Here is an 18,260-nt window from a genome sequence, read left to right as displayed (position 1 = left end):
AGAGCCTCAACCAGAGCCGCAAAGAAAAATGGCCTGTCTCTGACAGGCCATTTTTTTATCCTGAGTAAAAGCCGAATCAGAAATCGTATTTCAGGCCCAGTTTTACTCGCCAGGTAGATTCCGCGGTCTGGAAGCGCGCGTAGTTCTTGCTGTTCAGGCCGCCGAAAGGCTCGTTATAAATGTACTGTCCGTTTTCATTGACCGCGAAATCGAACAGTTTCTGTTGCGGGAACTCCAGGTCGTACACTTTGCCCCAGTCATCGTTGAGCAGGTTGGCAAAGTTGTCGACGGTCAGGTAGACCAGCCCCCGATGCTCCGGCATAAACCCGGGAACTTCCTGGGTAATGGCCAGATCCATGGTGGTTACCCAGGGCATATTGTCAGAATACTTTTCCACGAATCCCCCAGCAGCTCCTTCGACACCGGCCGCGCGCACCATATCCATGATCTCGGCGTAGCTCAGGCCATTGTCAAAATCCATATTGGGGTCGTCCGCACCGGACGGAATGTAAGCCAGGTATACATCGGAATCGTCAAAGTTGGTCTGGTCACCAAATGCGGCATCCCGGTAGGAGTCCAGGGTCCAGGAGAAGGGGCGCCCAGAACGGCGCTCGACGAACAGGTTGAAGTTGGTTTCGTAGCCCTGGATGAACTCCTTGCGGTAACCCAGGTTCAATACCAGGCGGTGTTCGATTTCGTAGTAGGCGGTGCCTTCCAATGGTACGTTGCGATTTTCAACCACCTCGTACTGATAGTTGGACTCGGCCGTGGAGCTGGTGCCTGGGTTTACTTCCGTAATGTCCTGATGGGTGTAGGACAGGTTGAGAGAAACCCCATTGTTGAATGCCTTGTCCAGGGCGGTGGACCAGATAATACTGCGGCCACCGTTGTCGACGTTGGTCAGCTCCAAATCGTAGTTATCTTCGAATTCGGTGCCGGCATAAACGTTGTCCCAGATAATACGGTCACCGACGCGCTCACCGCTGTCCACACGGGAGAGGTCGCGCCAGTAAACAGAGTTCTCCCGGTCCACGTAGGTCAGCTCGGTGCTCCAGGTGAAGTCATCGCCGAGTCCTGGCACTGCAAATATATAGTCTGCCGCGATCTGGTAGCGCCAGTCGGAAGGCAGCTCGAAGTCCGGGTCGATACTGTTGGTGCTGCCGGCACCGGGTGCCAGGGCGTCCAGCGCCACCTGAGGAATGCCAGTTGGGTCGACCGAGCTGCTGTCCAGGCCAGTAGTGTAAAAGGAATCTTTGGTAGCGCCGTCATTGGTATAGGCGTTGGACACCCAGACCAGTGGCATACCACCACTGAATCGCCCGACACCGCCGCGCACTGTCAGGTCTTCACGCAGGTCCCAATTAAATCCAACCCGCAGTAACAGAATGTCGCGGCCATCCAGGTTTTCGGTGTTGGCGTAGCCGTAGGTGTCTTCGAAGTTGCTGTTGCGGTTAGGGGAATCTTCCACGCTCAGCATTTCATAACGCAGGCCGGCAACCAACTCAAAACCCGCAAAGGGCTCCAGGGTAGCATCGGCATAAAGGGAGTAGGTCTGGCCGTTTACATCGTAGGCAATATCCTGAATGTCGTTGGTATAGGCATTGCTGTACTGGTAGCTGGCGATTTCGCGATTTTCCAAATCGTCAATGCTATCGAATGAAAAGGTACCGGCGGCGTGACGACCATAGAGGTTGTAGTTCCAGGTATCTTCAAGTTCTGCACCGAAGCGATACTGGACCTCATTGGCCATGTAGGTACCGTGTACGCCGAAGTTCCAGACTTCATTTGCAAGCACGTTGGCATGACGGTTTTCATCCTGGCCAGCAACGATGGTGCCGTTGGCTGTTCTTACATTGATTTCACCCCAGTTGGAGTTAGTCAGAGAGGCTTGCTCGTATTCCTTGTAGGACAGATTGACTTCCGTGCTGAACACATCGCTCCAGTCGGAGAAGAGGTGGCCGGTGTAGTAAGTCGTATCCTGAGCCAGCGTCCACAGGTTGGAAGACAGGTTCAGGGTGCTGTCACTATCGGTATAGTTGCGTGCAGAGCGGGATTCCTGATTGCTGTAGGTAAAGTCGGCGCGGTGGTTGTCGCCAATGTTCCAGTCCACTTTTACCAGGAATTTCTCATCACTGTCGGGGCGGGGGGCTGAGCCTACGGAATCGCTCAGGCCGTATACGTCCTGCATGATCCCCAGTACGCGCTCCAGCTCCTGTGGCGTAACGTCGTGGTTTTCCAGAGTGTTCAGGTTGTAATTGAAGGCGATATCTTCTTCCCATTTTTCATAGGAGGAGAAGAAAAACAGCTGGTCCTGAATCAGGGCGCCGCTGAAGGTGGCGCCATAGGTTTCCGCCTCACTGTCGATATCGTACTTGGTCACAGCGCCATCGGCAGGCAGTTTGTCGTCTTTGGCGGTTCCACTCCAGGGTACAGACTCCATGTAGGCGCTGCCGTGGAATTCATTGGTGCCGGACTTGGTTACCGCATTGATATTGCCGCCGGTGAACTTGCCCATACGCGCATCAAACGGTGCATAAGAAATGGATATCTGCTCAACCGCGCCCAGGGAAATGGGCGGGCGATTGGTGGGATAACCGTTGGACTGCAGGCCGAAGGTATCATTGATGCCCACACCGTCGATGGTCAGGGAGTTGTACTTGGGGTTGGTGCCGGCGATGCTCAGTTCATTGCCGTCCGGGCTGACAACGGCGAGCGGATTGGCGCGCACTATCTCTTTGAGGTCGCGGCTGAAGGTGGCTAGATTGTTAATCTGGTCTTCACCAAAAATACTGCTGGAACCGCGATTCGCATAAACCTGCGCTTCCGCGGTAACGACAACCTCTTCAACGGCGTTGACTTCAAGACGATCGTTGTCCAGATCAATCGGCAGGTCCAGGGCATTGCCGAGGCTGAGGTAAATGCCGTTCAGCACTTCTTCACCGGAATCGGACTGGACCTGTACGCTATAGGGGCCACCCACCCGCAGGCCGGAAACGCTGAAGCGGCCACTATTGTTGCTCTGGATAACACTGCGGCTGTTGGAGGGCTGGTGAATGATGGTTAGCGTGGCATTTTCCACCGGCTTTCCATCTTCGCTGGTCACAATACCGCGGATGGACGAGGTGGTTTGTTGAGCCATAACCGAGGGCGCAATGCCCAGGGCGGTGATCACCGCGGCCGATAACAGGGCGCGGGGAAAAAAGCTGTGTTTCATGAAACTCTCCATTTAGGCCGAGAAAGGCCTTGGTTGCGACTGGACTTCGAGCGGGTCTCGCGCCTGCTGTTCGAAAATTCACTCAATCAACGTGTCGGTGTCCGACAAATCTGTATTGAACTGAGCGGCCAGTTCCTGTGTGTATCTCAAATTGGTCTTGCCGTATGGCGGCGCGCCCATTCTTCCGAAATGCCATTGCAGTGGCATGACGGGAAAATTTCAGAGATATCGCAAAATGGTTACTCCGATAGGAGTTTCATGGGGAGCACCGAAACTGTAATAAATCCTCCGTAAGGTTGCCCCACTTTTGAAACGCACGATAAATAATCCGTGTTGGTTTCTTTACCTAACGTTCACCTGTTATTGATACCGGGGAAACCATGCAAAACCTTATTCGAAAAGCGCTATTCGCTATGGCTCTGGTTCTGACTGTGGCGTTGCCACGGCCGGGATTTGGCTGGGGTGCTGACGCGCATCGGGCAACGGGAGAAATTGCCTGGCAATTACTGGATGCGGATACCCAGCGTACAGTGGTTGCATTACTTGCGGTGAAAGGGGAGTCGTCACTGGCGGAAGCCGGCACCTGGGCAGATCGAATTCGCGGTAATGAAAACTACAACTGGGCGGCTCCGCTCCACTATATCAACCTGCCTACAACCTGGGAGGGATACATTAAATCTCAGGACTGCCCTTCACAGGGGTGCATCATCGAAGCAATCCACCACTATCGCCAGCAGCTGTCGGATAAGAACCTGCGTGAGAGTGAGCGTGCAGAAGCGTTACTCTTCCTGGTGCATTTTATTGAGGATCTGCATCAGCCAATGCACACGGGGTTGCGGGAAGATCGCGGCGGGAATGATGCGAAGCGCACCTTCTACGGATTCGAAACCAACTTGCACGCGCTCTGGGACACTTATTTGCCGGCAGGCTTTCTGGGAGACTGGCAGGATTTTGCCAGTGCCCAGGTTGATCAATTGAGCAGGAAGGATCTGGCCGCTATGGCCCCGGGAACACCGGAAAGCTGGGCAGAGGAATCCCACCGGCTGGCTCATCGCAATGCCTATACTGACCAGAAGGTACTCGGAGAAGCCTACTACCAAGTGAACAAGCCAGTGGTTGAATTGCGCTTGCGCCAGGGAGGAACCCGACTGGCAGCAGTGCTCACCGCTGCTTTGAAAGACGGCTGATCGGTGGCTGATGTGGGCTGAAAGAGGGGGGAAGTATCCATATCTGGAGATACTTCCCAATGGTTTACATCTTTATATCTTTACATCGAACGCTGATCGATACGCTTGCGGAATTCCTCACTGGTTTCTTTGCGTTCGGAATAGCGGTCGGTGAAGTAGTCCCGCTTGTCCTTCAGCAGGTAGGTGAATTTCATCAGTTCCTCCATCACGTCTACAATCCGGTCGTAGAAAGATGAAGGCTTCATGCGATCGTTGTCGTCAAACTCGAGCCAGGCTTTGGGTACGGAAGACTGGTTTGGAATCGTGACCATGCGCATCCATCGCCCAAGTACCCGCATCTGATTGACGGCATTGAATGACTGTGAGCCGCCACAGACCTGCATCACGGCGAGGGTTTTACCCTGAGTCGGTCTGACGCCTTCCAGGGCGAGGGGAATCCAGTCAATCTGCGCTTTCATAATCCCGGTCATGGCACCGTGCCGCTCTGGCGACGACCACACCATCCCATCACACCAGTTTGCCAGCGCTCTCAGCTCCTGTACCTTGGGGTGCTCGGCACCGGTATCGTCCGGTAATGGCAGGCCAGAAGGATTGTATATCCGAGTCTCCGCGCCGAGCGACTCCAGTATCCGTTGTGCTTCCTCCGCCGCAAGGCGACTAAAGGAGCGCTGGCGCAGGGATCCGTAGAGCAGCAAAATCTTGGGTTTGCTCTCAAGGATCGGTGACTGCAATTGACCGAGATCGGTGTCTTGAAAACAGTCCGGTTGAATATTTAACAGGTCGTCCATCTTGGTTGCCTCAGGATTCAAGCTTCAGCGCCAAACCAGTGGCGGGTACGATTTGCGAAAGCGACCAGTGATAGCATGACCGGAACTTCTACCAGCACGCCAACCACCGTGGCCAGCGCGGCACCGGAGTGCAGTCCAAACAGGGAGATGGCTACCGCTACGGCCAGTTCGAAAAAGTTAGAAGTGCCGATCATGCAGGCGGGCGCTGCGATCTTATGGGGCAATTGCATCCGGTGCGCCGCGGCATAACTGATGGCAAAAATGCCGTAGGTCTGGATCAGCAGCGGTATGGCAATCAGTACGATGGCCAGTGGATTCGCAATGATTGTTTCTGCCTGGAAGCCGAACAGCAGAACGACGGTTGCCAGCAGACCGGCCACGGAGAAGGGTTTTGCCTTATGCAGAAAGTCGTTCAGTTTCTCGTGGTCATTGGCCGAGTCCAGGACTCGCCGTGTCAGAACGCCAGCGACAAGCGGCAGCAGGACATAGAGTACAACGGAGATCACCAGCGTATCCCAGGGTACCGTGATATTGCTGACCCCGAGGAGCAGGGCGGCAATCGGGGCAAACGCAAACACCATTATTACATCGTTTACCGATACCTGTACCAGAGTGTAGTTGGCATCGCCACGAGTCAGCTGGCTCCAGACAAAGACCATAGCGGTACAGGGTGCGACGCCCAGCAGGATCATACCGGCGATGTATTCAGATGCGGTTTGAGGGTCCACCAGATCGGCGAACAGCACCCGGAAAAACAGCCAGCCGAGGGCAGCCATAGTGAAGGGTTTGATCAACCAGTTGACGACCAGGGTCAGCGCCAGGCCCTTTGGCTTGTCTCCCACATGGCGAATGGACGAGAAGTCCACCTGGACCATCATCGGAAAAATCATTACCCAGATGAATACCGCAATTGGCAGGTTGATGTGGGCAATTTCCATTCCCGCGATGGCTTGAAACAGGCCCGGGGCCAGGTTGCCAAGCAACAGGCCGGCGAAAATACTCAGCGCCACCCAAACCGAGAGATAGCGTTCAAAGATACCCATGCTTATTGCTCCTGAGTCAATTTCAACAGGGCCTCAAGCAATTCCGAGCCAAACTTTTGATCCAGATTTTCTTCCAGCATGCGAGCGACACGAGTCTCGATAATATCGATTGTCTCATTAAAGGCCGCGGCCACTTCATCGTCACTGGCTTCGAGTTTGGATGGGTCGGAGAGCCCCCAGTGGACTTTCACTGTGTCACCCAGCCAGATTGGGCAGGCCTCGCCGGCAGCACTGTCGCAGACGGTGATGACAGCATCCGGCTTCCAGTCTTCCAGATCGTCCCAGGATTTACTGTGCAAACCTGTGGTCGCGATACCTCGTGCCTGGAGGTATTTCAGTGATAGAGGGTGCACGACTCCGGAAGGCTGGCTGCCGGCACTGCGCGCCTCCAGTCGACCACTGGCGGCGTGATTGGTAACCGCTTCACTCAAAACACTGCGGCAACGGTTATGGGTGCAGATAAACAGCAGTTTCACGGATTGGTCATTCCTTTAGATTTTGCGTATTGAATCGTGGGTGGCGTTAGCCACAAAGGCCATCCCGGGTAGGGCGGCTTTGCATTTGTGTGAGGGCCGTTGCATTTGGTGCGATAAAGCCCGGATTGGCGTCCAGTGTGGTCTCCAGTACCTGCTTTACCCAGGATGGTAACGACGGGTTCAGGCGATAGAAAACCCACTGGCCCTGTCGCCGATCCACAAGCAGGTCACACTGGCGCAGCTGCGCTAAATGCCGCGAGATTTTCGGTTGGCTTTCATTCAGCGCCGCCATCAATTCGCATACACAGAGTTCATCTTCGCTGGCGATCAGTAGGAGGCATCGAAGCCGGGTGTCATCGGCGAGACATTTGTAGATCGAAACTGGGTTCACGCTGGGCCTCATATCAGGATGCCGGGCAACCATATATGAAAATTCAGATATATGAAATATCAGATATGCGAAAAATTGAATAGGTGAAGTTTCAACTGTTTTGTCAGATGAGTGAGTGAGGGAGGGTGCTTGTAGGGGGCGTTAGAAAGCGCGCTAGGACAGGCCGTTAGGAAAGGCCGCCGGGGGAAGATATTGAGATGGAGGCAAGAGCACAGGTAAGTCCCGTGCTCTTGAAAGGGCAGATCAGACTTTGAACTCAGCCCATACTGGCGCGTGGTCAGAAGGCCGCTCCATACCGCGAATATCGTAGTCGATGCCGGTAGCGATACAGTTGTCTGCCAATGACTGGCTGGCCAGGATCAGGTCAATGCGCAGGCCGCGGCGGGGCTCGCGGTCGAAGCCTTTACTGCGGTAATCAAACCAGCTGAACAGATCATTGGTTTCCGGGTTCTGGGCGCGGAAGGTATCCACCAGTCCCCAGTTCTGGATTTTCTCCAGCCACTCGCGCTCTTCTGGCAGGAAGCTGCATTTGCCATCTCGCAGCCAGCGTTTGCGATTGGGCTCACCGATGCCGATGTCCAGGTCGGTAGGCGAAACGTTCACGTCGCCAATTACCAGTACTGGTGCATTCTTGTCGCACTCACTGTTCAAGTAATTGTCCAGATCGGCGTAGTACTTCTGCTTGGCGGGAAACTTGATCGGGTGATCGCGGTTTTCCCCTTGCGGGAAGTAACCGTTGATCACGGTCAGTGGTTGTGCCGCACCGATATCAAACTGGCCTGCCACCAGTCGACGCTGGGCGTCTTCTGCATCGGTGGGGTAACCGTATTGTTTTTTCAGGAAGGGATAGCGGGAGAGCAGGGCGACGCCGTAGTGGGTCTTCTGGCCGAAGTAAATCACTTCATAACCCAGGTCGCGCACCACGTCTTCCGGGAAGTCCTCGTCGGTGACTTTGGTTTCCTGCAGGCCAATGATGTCTGGCGACTGGGTCTGTACCAGTGCTTCCAGCTGGTGCAAACGAGCGCGGATACTGTTTACGTTAAAGGATACAACTTTCATTTTCCCTCCCCGGAAATGATAAAAGCCAAAGCCCACAAGGGTAGTGGGCTTTGGCGATATGGTGTGTTACCGGCTTCTTTTATTGGGCAAACATGCCCGGCGAGCTCGTTTTATGGCGCAGGTTCGCTAATCGAAATTAGCTACCTGAGGGGCGCTTTTGTGCTTTTTTAGGCCGACAAAGTCCGCCATGATAAAGCCCGCTTCATTCAGTACCGGATCGTCTTCCAGTGTGATTTCGGTAGGGCCACCTACTGTTTCAGTATCTTCCGACTCGCTTTTTTCCAGTGCTTCAAAGCTCTCGTAGGGCTCCAGACCCTTGGCAGCCCGGCGCTTGTTTTCCATCGCCAGAACTTCCTGGTTCAGGTCTTCTCGCTCCTGGATTCGGGCTTGCTCGTTCAGCGATACAAACTTCTTGTTGGCGCGGTCGGTCTGGTATTTGAACTGCTCGCGCAGGAATACAAAGTCCGGGTCAACGGAAGTGCGCTTCTCGTGTTTACGGGACAGTTCCGGTACCAGTTCTTTCAAGTTGAAGTACTTGGCGTGGCGCACCGCGTGGATGCGATCCCAGGGCAGGGCGGTGTCATAAGCACTTTCACCCACGCTCTCGCTATCGATCAGCTGCGGCATACTGATATCCGGGGATACCCCTGCGTGCTGGGTGCTGTCGCCGGAAACCCGGTAGAACTTGGACTGGGTAATCTTCAGCTGGCCTTCTTTCAGCGGTGCCATGGTCTGTACGGTGCCTTTACCGAACGACTGATTGCCGACCACAAGGCCGCGGTTGTAGTCCTGAATCGCACCGGCAAAAATCTCGGATGCAGACGCGGACAGTCGATTGATCAGTACCATCAACGGGCCGCGGTACATGGCGCGTGAGCGCGAGCGGTTGTGACGGGAAATCTGCTCATTGGCGTGACGAATTTGAACTACCGGCCCCTGGTCGATGAACAGGTCGGTCAACATGGTGGCTTCCTGCAGGGAGCCGCCACCGTTGTTACGCAGATCCAGAATCACGCCATCGACGCCTTCTTTCTGCAGCTCGTCCAGCAGGCGCGCCACATCCCGGGTGGTGCTCTTGTAGTTGGGGTCGCGGCGGCGATAGGCCTCGAAATCGATGTAGAAGGTGGGCAGATTGATTACACCGATTTTGTAGCTTTGCTCACCATCGGAAAACTCGAAGGTCGCTTTTTTGGCTGCCTGGTCTTCCAGTTTCACTTTGCTGCGCTGGATAGTGATGGTGCGATGGGTGCCATCGCCACCAGTGGGAATGGTTTCGAGGCGCACATAGGTGCCGGCCGAACCGCGGATCAGGTCCACAACATCGTCCAGGCGCCAGCCGACGACGTCGACCATCTCACCTTCTTTGTCCTGGCCCACGGCAACGATTTTGTCGTTGGGCTTCACCTTGCCAGTACGGTCGGCGGGACCGCCTGCGACCAGGCGTGCAACCTTGGTGTACTCATCTTCCATCTGTAGCACCGCGCCGATACCTTCCAGCGACAGCGACATGCTCATATTGAAGTTTTCCAGCGAGCGCGGAGAGAGGTAGTTGCTGTGTGGGTCGTACAGACGGGTCAGGGAGTTCATGTAGAGCTCGAAAACATCGTCGGAATTCTGCTGGCCGAGACGTTTGAGCTGGCCCTTATAACGGCGCTGCAGCAGGTCGGCGATTTCCTCGTCGCTTTTATCGGTCAGGCGCAAGTTCAGCACACTGGACTTGAGACGCTTGCGCCAGAGGTCATCGGCAGCGCTGATGGACTGGGGCCAGTCGCTCTTTTCCCGATCCAGCTCAAGAGACTCTTCTTTGCTGAAGTCGAACTTCGGCAGGCCGCCGTCGAGCTGCGAGAGTATGTTATTGAGCCGGTCGGAAACCCGCATGCGGTAGCGGTTGTAGATCTCGAAGCCGCGATCCACGTTGCCTGCCTTCAGGTCGTCGTCGAGCTTGGTGCGCCATTGGCGAAACTCGCTGATATCAGAGGACAGAAAGTAGCTCTTGGTGGGGTCGAGACTGTCGATGTATTCGTCCCACAGCCCGGTGGACATTTCATCGCCCACTTTGAGCTTGTTGTAATGCAGCATTTCGAGCTTGCTGACGATCTCACGGGCGGTGCCGCCCTGGTCTTCGTGGGGTTTAAGATCTTCGACGTCTGCCAGACTGGCCGGCGAGATGAGGACCAGGAAGGAGATTGAAAGGCCGGAAATCAGAGCGGCTATTCGATTGCTAAGCATATGGAGTCTCTTTATACGTCCTACTTCAAGGCGTCCCACTGTCAAATAGGGCCGGACATGGATCTCCGGAGCAGTGGCGACTTATAGCTTAGGACAAGTATAAAGGCTGAAAGCTCCGAAAGGCATGAATTGCTTCTTGTACGAGGCCAATGGTGCGCAGATTGCGGTAATTTGCGGGATGATTTTTCCGTCAATTGCCCGGTGAAGATGGGGGTTTGCTCACAAAACCGGCAATTCGGGGCCCGGATTTCCTCTCGACTTCCCTATTTTCACTCGATTTCGACTAATTGAGTGTCGATTGCGCTCAGTTGAAGCGAAAAATCTCGGACCAATGGCCGTCCAAATGGCCAAAATGACCCCATTAAACGGCGACAGTTGGCGATTGAGTCGTATCGGTGACTTTTCTAAGGAATCGTGAGGTCTGCAGCATCTCCAACATGGCTTCCACGTGGCGGGCGCCGACCTCGGCAATATCGAACGCATCCGGGTTCATCAGCCACTCCTGTAGCAAGCCGACAATCCCCGCGTGTACGACAGGCACCGCTAACGGTACATCCAGGTCTTGGGGCAACTGACCAACGGTGACGGCGGTTTCAAGCAGGTTACGAAGCCGAGAATTGGCATCAGCGTGCCCCTCGGCACAACGTTCATTGATTTCACCGTTTTCCGGCACCCATTCACAACGGAGAAAAATAATCGCAAAGATCCTGCGCCACTGCACATTGTTCATCACTTCCCGGTACATAAACATCCAGCGCTTGCGGAGCTCGCCCAGAGGATCAGTGCAGCCTTCCATTGGCGCCTGGCAGAGGGATTCGTCCGGTAGCTGGATTCGGTCGGCCAGGGCGCTGAACAGGTCGGCTTTGTTCTGGAAGTGACCGTAAACGGCGCCGCGGGTCACTCCCGCGAGCTCCGCAATTTCAGTCAGGGAGGGGCGTGAGACGCCACGGCGGTCGAAGACTTCGATAGCGGCATCGAGTATGCGTTCACGAGTTTCCAGTGCGTCTTCTTTTCTGCGTTTGGCCATGAAATCCGATCCTGAATATGCGACATCGTGCGAATTCAAGCCTCGCACGAGCATGCTGGTTGGTCGCCCGGCCCACTTTTGAGGGTATCTGAGGGTATCGGGCTCATCGGCTTTGACACGCGAGATTTTCTGTGTACCGCCGGTTGCTCTGCCGAAATGATAATTCATATGCACGCGTGAATAAATAGTTGATATTCATTCATGCATGTATTTAAATTGTCGGTATTCGCCAGATAAGTCACGTTTGTCTGGTCCATCTGTTTCTTTATTGACCGGGTCTATCAGTCAGCCTGTCACGGTCAGTTGGGAATCGCCGCTCCGGGGGAGTTCGTCGTGAGCGGCATCTTTCAACCAGGATTCCACTTCCCTTGGTGCCCGTATTTCGGCGCCAGTATGGACGCAATCACGAGGTCGTCATGTTGCAGAAAAAGAAGTCGTTGATCTCTGGCAGCCTGTTGCTTGCCGTAGCGCTGCTGTCAGCCTGCGGGGAAAAGCAGCAAGCCATGCAAGGGCATACGCCGCAGGTCACCGTCGTCACCCTGGCGAGCGAGCCGGTTACCCTGACGCGTCAGCTGCCCGGGCGAACCAATCCCTTCAAGGTGGCGGAAGTGCGCCCGCAGGTGGATGGCATCGTTAAGGGACAATTGTTTAAAGAGGGCGGTCTTGTTGAAGCTGGCGCAGCGCTGTATCAGCTGGATGACGCCCGCTATCAGGCCGACTACGACAGTGCCAAGGCCTCGTTGGAGCGGGCGCAAGCGTCGTTGAATGTGGCAAAACTCCAGGCCGGCCGAACCCAAGAGCTGGTAAAGACCGGTGCAGTGAGCAAGCAGGACAACGATACCGCGGTTGCCTCACTGCAGCAGGCGAAAGCGGATGTGGCCGCAGCAAAAGCGGCGGTGCAACGCAGCAAGGTAACGCTGGAGTTCGCCCGAATCAGTGCGCCGATCAGTGGTCGTATCGGAATTTCCTCGGTGACTCAGGGCGCTCTGGTGAATGCCAATCAGGCAGCGCCGCTGGCGACGATCCAGCAGCTGGACCCGATTTATGTGGATCTGACCCAGTCGGTCAGCGAATTGCTGAACCTGCGCAAGGCGCTGGCAGCGGGCACCATGGAGAACACCGACGACCTCCCGGTCACCATTCTTCTCGAAGACGGCAGCCCCTATCCCCACGCTGGCAAACTCGAATTCTCTGAAGTGAGTGTCGACCCGACGACGGGCAGTGTTCGCCTGCGCGTAGTGGTGCCCAATCCGGACCATGCGCTGTTGCCGGGAATGTATGTGCGCGCGTCCGTAGGCAGTGGGCAGCGTGAAAATGCCGTACTGGTGCCGCAGCAAGGCATCGCGCGCGACCCCAAGGGCAACACCACAGCGATGGTGGTTGGTGAAGGCAATACCGTGGAAGTACGCCCGGTACAGGTCTCTCAAACTGTGGGTGCCAGCTGGCTGGTCGAGAGTGGCCTGAAGGCTGGTGACCGCGTGATTGTCGAGGGCCTGCAGAAGGTTCGCCCAGGTGTGGTAGTGAATGCTGGTGAGGCCGCTGCGCCTGCACCTGTAGACCTGCCGGCGCCGAAAAATGAAACCGCAGATAGCGCGCAGAGCGACGCCAGCAAGGGGTAATTGAAATGGCAGGTTTCTTTATCGATCGCCCGATCTTTGCATGGGTGATCGCCATCGTCGTGATGCTGTTCGGCAGTCTCGCGATCAGCAAGTTACCGGTAGAGCGCTACCCGGATATTGCACCGCCAGTGGTTTCCATTTCTGGCGCCTATCCCGGTGCCTCGGCCAAAGTCATCGAGGACTCGGTGACCCAGGTGATCGAGCAGAATATGAAGGGCCTCGACGGTCTGCTGTATATGTCTGCTACCAGTCAGTCCATTGGTACTGCGGAAGTGACCCTGACGTTTGCCAACGGTACCGACCCGGACATTGCCCAGGTACAGGTACAGAACAAGCTGCAGCTGGCTATGCCGCTGTTGCCTGAAATCGTACAGCGCCAGGGCCTGACCGTGGGTAAAGGCCGCGCCGGCTTCCTGATGGTTGCGGGCTTTGTTTCTACCGATGGCAGTATGAAAAAAGAGGATATCGCGGACTACGTGGTATCCAACCTGGTGGACCCGCTTAGCCGGGTGCCCGGCGTGGGCAGCATTCAGGTATTCGGTTCCAAGTACGCCATGCGTATCTGGCTGGACCCGAACAAGCTCGACGCTTACAAGCTGACGCCGTCCGACATCATGGCTTCTGTGCGTAACCAGAACTCTCAGGTAGCCATTGGCAGCCTCGGCGGCACACCGGCGGTGGACGGGCAGCAGCTGACGGCCAGTATCACCGCGCAAAGCCGTATGCAGACGCCGGAAGAATTCCGCAATGTGGTACTGCGGGCAAACCCGGATGGCTCGGTATTGAAGCTGGGGGATGTCGCGCGTGTGGAAATGGGTACCGAGAGCTATGACTTCCTGACCCGTTACAACCGTGCGCCGGCCACCGGTGTGGCGATCTCCCTGGCTACCGGTGCCAACGCGCTGGAAACCGCGGCGGCCGTCAAAGAGAAACTGGCGGAACTTAACTCGAATTTCCCCGCTGGTCTGAAAACGGTGATTCCTTTCGATACCACGCCGTTTGTGGAAGTGTCGATCAAAGGCGTGATCCAGACGCTGGTGGAAGCGGTCATCCTGGTGTTCCTGGTGATGCTGTTGTTCCTGCAGAACCTGCGCGCCACCATCATTCCCACCATTGCCGTGCCAGTCGTATTACTTGGTACCTTTGGGGTGCTTTCAGTTCTCGGCTTTTCGGTGAATATGCTCACCATGTTCGCCATGGTTCTCGCTATCGGCCTGCTGGTGGATGATGCCATCGTGGTGGTGGAGAACGTTGAGCGGGTGATGCACGAGGAAAGGCTCTCGCCCAAGGAAGCCACCAAGAAATCCATGAAGCAGATTACCGGTGCACTGATCGGTATCGGGGTGGTGCTGTCTGCGGTGTTCGTGCCTATGGCGTTTATGGACGGTTCTACCGGTATTATTTATCGCCAGTTCTCGGCCACCATCGTTGCCGCCATGACCTTCTCGGTGATTGTTGCGATCGTACTGACACCTGCGCTTTGCGCCACCATGCTGAAGCCCGGCGACCACGGCACCAAGAAAGGTTTCTTCGGCTGGTTTAACCGCAATTTTGACCGCAGCGCGGCTTCTTACCAGCGCGGTGTGCGCGGCATTCTCGCCCGCAGCGGTCGCTTTATGGTGCTCTTTGTACTGTTGAGCGCGGTCATGGTGTTCCTGTTCGTGCGTTCGCCCAGCTCCTTCCTGCCGGAAGAAGACCAGGGTGTACTCTTCTCTCTGGTACAAACACCCGTTGGCGCCACACAGGAGCGCACCATGGAGTCAGTCGAGAAGCTGGAAAACCACTTCCTCGATAATGAATCCGAACTGGTGGAATCCGTATTTTCGGTACAGGGCTTCAGCTTCGCCGGTAGTGGCCAGAACAATGCCATGGCGTTTATCAAGCTGACAGATTGGGACAAGCGCGAGGAGGATTCCGAGCAGGCGGGTGCAGTTGCCATGCGTGGCATGGGCGCGCTGAGCCAGATCAAGGATGCCATTGCTTACGCTTTCTCTCCGCCGGCACTGCCTGAGCTGGGTACTTCTGCTGGTTTTGCGATGTACCTGCAGGACAATGCCAACCTGGGGCATGAAGCGCTGACTAATGCGCGTAATCAACTGCTGGGTATGGCTGCACAGAGCCCGCTTTTAGCTGGCGTGCGTCCGAACGGCCAGGAAGATACGCCGCAGTTCAAACTGAAGGTGAACAACGCGAAAGCCGCGTCGCTTGGTGTATCCATTGGCGATATCAACAGCACCCTTGGCGTTGCCTGGGGCGGTCAGTACATCGATGACTTTATCGATCGCGGCCGTATCAAGCGTGTGTACATGCAGGCCGACGCACCTTTCCGGATGAACCCGGAAGATTTCCGCCTGTGGTCCGTGCGCAACAGCAACGGTGAGATGGTGCCGGTATCGTCTTTCGCCACCTTTGACTGGGACTACGGCTCCCCGCGCCTGGAACGCTACAACGGTGTACCGGCGGTGCAGATTCAGGGGCAGGGCGCACCCGGCGTAAGCTCTGGTGATGCCATGGCAGAAATGGAGCGCCTGGTAAGCCAGTTGCCGGAAGGCTTCGGACTGGAGTGGACCGCGCTGTCTTATCAAGAGCAGCAGGCCGGCTCACAGACCACGCTGTTGTACGTATTGTCGGTACTGATCGTATTCCTGTGTCTGGCCGCGCTTTACGAGAGCTGGACGGTGCCGACCGCGGTACTGCTGGTTGCTCCGCTGGGTATTCTCGGTGCAATTGTGGCGAGTAACCTGCGCGGTTTCGAGCGTGATATCTATTTCCAGGTTGCCATGCTCACCACCGTGGGTCTGACCAGTAAAAACGCCATTTTGATCGTGGAGTTTGCCAAGCAGAACCTGGAAGCGGGTATGGAGCTGATTGAAGCCACCATGCACGCAGTACGCGACCGTCTGCGTCCGATCATCATGACCTCGCTGGCGTTTGGCCTGGGCGTACTGCCCCTGGCGATTGCGTCCGGCGCCGGCTCCGGTGCCCAGCAAGCCATCGGTACTGGTGTACTCGGGGGCATGATCGTGGGTACTTTGCTGGGTATCTTCTTTATCCCGCTGTTCTTCGTGGTGGTGCAGAAGTTGTTCGGGAAAAAGGGCGCGCAAAACACTGATGAAGAATTCATGGGCACGCTGGGTATTGAGGCCGAAAAGTCTGAAAAGCAGACAGAGCCCGCCTGATCCCATTTAACCAGTCTGTAAACCTTGGCCGGGTAATGCGTAAGCAGCCCGGCCTTTTTTGTTTCTGGGATTTCGCCGACCAAAACCGCTAGACTGCGGCAATGAAGAAGAAGCAAGAAATCTCGCAACCGCATTCTCAACTACGGGGAAGCCTCGCACTGGGTGACAACGGCAAGCCGTCGTTCGCTACGCAACAGGCGCAACTGCTGCGGGCGATTGCCGAGTGCGGCTCCATTTCCGCTGCGGCAAAATCCGTTGGCATCAGCTATAAAACTGCCTGGGATCGTATTGATGCCATGAACAATCTTGCCAGCGCGCCGCTCGTGGTGCGCAGCGCCGGCGGCTCCCAGGGTGGTGGTACCGCGCTTACGCAGATGGGGGCGAAGGTTCTCAAGGGGTTTACCGCACTGGAAGCGGAGCACGCACTGTTTCTAGAGCGCATCGGGCGCAAAGTGCGGGAGTTTGCGGATATCGCGGAATTTGCAGGGGCAGGCGCCATGAAAACCAGCGCGCGCAATCAGTTTCGGGGTTCGGTCATTGCGGTCAAACCCGGGGCGGTAAATGCAGAAGTCATTCTGGATATCGGCGCGGAACAACCACTGGTAGCAATCATCACCAATGACAGCATCACCGCCCTTGGATTAGAGGTGGGGGCCACTGCAATTGCGCTGGTAAAGGCGTCCTGGGTGATTCTCGCCAAAGAATTGGGACTGAAAACCAGTGCGCGCAATCAGTTGCGCGGCACCGTGCGTCGCATCGAGCAGGGTGCGGTGAACAGTGATGTTTCACTGGCGCTTGGAAATGGCAAAACCATTGGCGCCATCATTACCAACGAAAGTGTTAAGGAACTGGCACTGGCGGAGGGAGATGAAGCCAGTGCGCTGTTCAAATCCTCTAGTGTGATCCTGATGGTCGAATAATCGCCTTGTTACTGGTTATCGGACAATCGCAACAGACTTGATCTGCGCCCAGACTTCGCTGCCGGCATGGATGGCCAATTGTTGCAGCGATCGGCGGGTAATGCGTGCAATCAGGCGGGTTTCAGTGATTGCGTGAGGTTCTAAGGTCGCCGGAGTTTCGTTGGTGATGGGCTTCAAGCGAAGCAGTACCATCGCCGGATCGCGATCTGCACTGATTTCCTGTACCCGAACTGGCACACGGTTGAGAATACTGGTCCGGGTATCTTGCTCAAGCGTCAGACTGATATCGCGCGCTAGAATGCGCACACGAATGTCCTCACCAATCGCTTCCCCACTATCCCGCAACCACAAATTGCCGCCGTCAAATTGCGCCCGCGCCAGGTGCCATTCACTGTTGCGCTCGGCAATCTTCGCCTCCACCAAAACACCCAGGTCGTCCCCGAGTTGCACCGGGAAGTCTGTCCGCGACAGGATTTCCGTTGCCGGTCCTTCATTCAGGATTTTTCCGTTTTCCATCAGCAGCAGATGATCTGCCAGGCGGGCAATCTCATCCACCGAGTGGCTGACATAAAGAACGGGTATGTCCAGTGTTCGGTGCAGTTTTTCCAGGTAGGGCAATATGTCCCGTTTTCGCATCTGATCCAGCGAAGCGAGGGGTTCATCCATCAGCAGCAGGCGCGGTTTGACCAGTAGCGCGCGGGCGATAGCGACACGTTGTTGTTCACCACCGGACAGTGCTGCCGGGTATTGCTTCAGCAAATGCTCGATACCCATCAGCGCAGTAACCTGCTCGTACTCCGCAGCCGATACGTTTTCCCAGGCCCGTTTGCGCGCAAACGCCAGATTGTCTGCAGCGGACAAATGCGGAAACAGACTCGGTTGCTGAAACACATATCCGAGAGGCCGCTTGTGCACCGCCAGTGCCTTCCGCGGTTTGTGGACTGACTGCCACAGCGCACCATTTACAGAGAGGCTGCCATTTTCACAGGGTTGCAGTCCGGCAATGCAGCGGAGCAGGGTGGTTTTGCCGGAGCCTGAAGGGCCAAAGATTCCAGTAACGCCACGCCCGGGTAACGCCAGCTGAACATCCAGGGAAAATTGCCGGCTATTTGCCTGGCTCGGCATAGG

General features: G+C 55.9%; 13 protein-coding genes. 4 read left to right on the top strand and 9 right to left on the bottom strand.

Annotated elements, in window-relative coordinates:
* Positions 1-76: 76 nt before the first annotated feature.
* Positions 77-3,214: a TonB-dependent receptor gene (locus GRX76_RS12945; protein WP_160153699.1), complete on the bottom strand. Its 3,138-nt coding sequence runs from the start codon at positions 3,212-3,214 to the stop codon at positions 77-79.
* Positions 3,215-3,594: 380 nt separating this feature from the next.
* On the opposite strand from GRX76_RS12945, the gene GRX76_RS12940 reads away from it, so the two are divergent.
* Positions 3,595-4,401, top strand: coding sequence for a S1/P1 nuclease (locus GRX76_RS12940; protein ID WP_160153698.1), 807 nt, complete (start codon positions 3,595-3,597; stop codon positions 4,399-4,401).
* A gap of 80 nt (positions 4,402-4,481) precedes the next feature.
* Here GRX76_RS12940 and arsH read toward each other — a convergent pair whose 3' ends face one another.
* From arsH to GRX76_RS12905, 7 genes are all read right to left on the bottom strand, one after another.
* Positions 4,482-5,189 (bottom strand): arsenical resistance protein ArsH, encoded by a 708-nt coding sequence (arsH, locus tag GRX76_RS12935; protein WP_160153697.1) that lies wholly within the window; start codon positions 5,187-5,189, stop codon positions 4,482-4,484.
* A 17-nt stretch (positions 5,190-5,206) separates the two neighbouring features.
* The gene (gene arsB, locus GRX76_RS12930) at positions 5,207-6,232 is read right to left on the bottom strand and encodes an ACR3 family arsenite efflux transporter (protein ID WP_160153696.1); all 1,026 of its coding nucleotides are present in this window, start codon (positions 6,230-6,232) and stop codon (positions 5,207-5,209) included.
* 2 nt (positions 6,233-6,234) lie between these two features.
* Positions 6,235-6,708 carry an arsenate reductase ArsC gene (locus GRX76_RS12925; protein ID WP_160153695.1) on the bottom strand — a complete coding sequence of 158 codons (474 nt, stop codon included), beginning with the start codon at positions 6,706-6,708 and terminating at the stop codon, positions 6,235-6,237.
* A gap of 46 nt (positions 6,709-6,754) precedes the next feature.
* The gene (locus GRX76_RS12920) at positions 6,755-7,099 is read right to left on the bottom strand and encodes a metalloregulator ArsR/SmtB family transcription factor (protein WP_201276815.1); all 345 of its coding nucleotides are present in this window, start codon (positions 7,097-7,099) and stop codon (positions 6,755-6,757) included.
* Between the two features lie 243 nt (positions 7,100-7,342).
* Positions 7,343-8,158 (bottom strand): exodeoxyribonuclease III, encoded by an 816-nt coding sequence (gene xthA / locus GRX76_RS12915; protein WP_160153693.1) that lies wholly within the window; start codon positions 8,156-8,158, stop codon positions 7,343-7,345.
* 126 nt (positions 8,159-8,284) lie between these two features.
* Positions 8,285-10,387: a carboxy terminal-processing peptidase gene (locus tag GRX76_RS12910; RefSeq protein WP_160153692.1), complete on the bottom strand. Its 2,103-nt coding sequence runs from the start codon at positions 10,385-10,387 to the stop codon at positions 8,285-8,287.
* A 361-nt stretch (positions 10,388-10,748) separates the two neighbouring features.
* Entirely contained in the window at positions 10,749-11,414 is a 666-nt protein-coding gene (locus tag GRX76_RS12905) for a TetR family transcriptional regulator (RefSeq protein WP_160153691.1), read from the bottom strand.
* A 416-nt stretch (positions 11,415-11,830) separates the two neighbouring features.
* Here GRX76_RS12905 and GRX76_RS12900 point away from each other — a divergent pair, with 416 nt between their 5' ends.
* From GRX76_RS12900 to GRX76_RS12890, 3 genes are all read left to right on the top strand, one after another.
* Entirely contained in the window at positions 11,831-13,033 is a 1,203-nt protein-coding gene (locus tag GRX76_RS12900) for an efflux RND transporter periplasmic adaptor subunit (protein ID WP_160153690.1), read from the top strand.
* 5 nt (positions 13,034-13,038) lie between these two features.
* Positions 13,039-16,212 carry an efflux RND transporter permease subunit gene (locus tag GRX76_RS12895; protein WP_160153689.1) on the top strand — a complete coding sequence of 1,058 codons (3,174 nt, stop codon included), beginning with the start codon at positions 13,039-13,041 and terminating at the stop codon, positions 16,210-16,212.
* 101 nt (positions 16,213-16,313) lie between these two features.
* Positions 16,314-17,132 carry a TOBE domain-containing protein gene (locus GRX76_RS12890; RefSeq protein ID WP_160153688.1) on the top strand — a complete coding sequence of 273 codons (819 nt, stop codon included), beginning with the start codon at positions 16,314-16,316 and terminating at the stop codon, positions 17,130-17,132.
* Between the two features lie 15 nt (positions 17,133-17,147).
* On the opposite strand, the gene modC is transcribed toward GRX76_RS12890, so the two are convergent.
* Entirely contained in the window at positions 17,148-18,257 is a 1,110-nt protein-coding gene (gene modC, locus GRX76_RS12885) for a molybdenum ABC transporter ATP-binding protein (protein WP_160154958.1), read from the bottom strand.
* Between the last annotated feature and the right edge of the window lie 3 nt (positions 18,258-18,260).

This window comes from Microbulbifer sp. ALW1, assembly GCF_009903625.1.
Classification (GTDB): domain Bacteria; phylum Pseudomonadota; class Gammaproteobacteria; order Pseudomonadales; family Cellvibrionaceae; genus Microbulbifer.
This window is presented reverse-complemented; position numbering and strand designations above follow the sequence as displayed.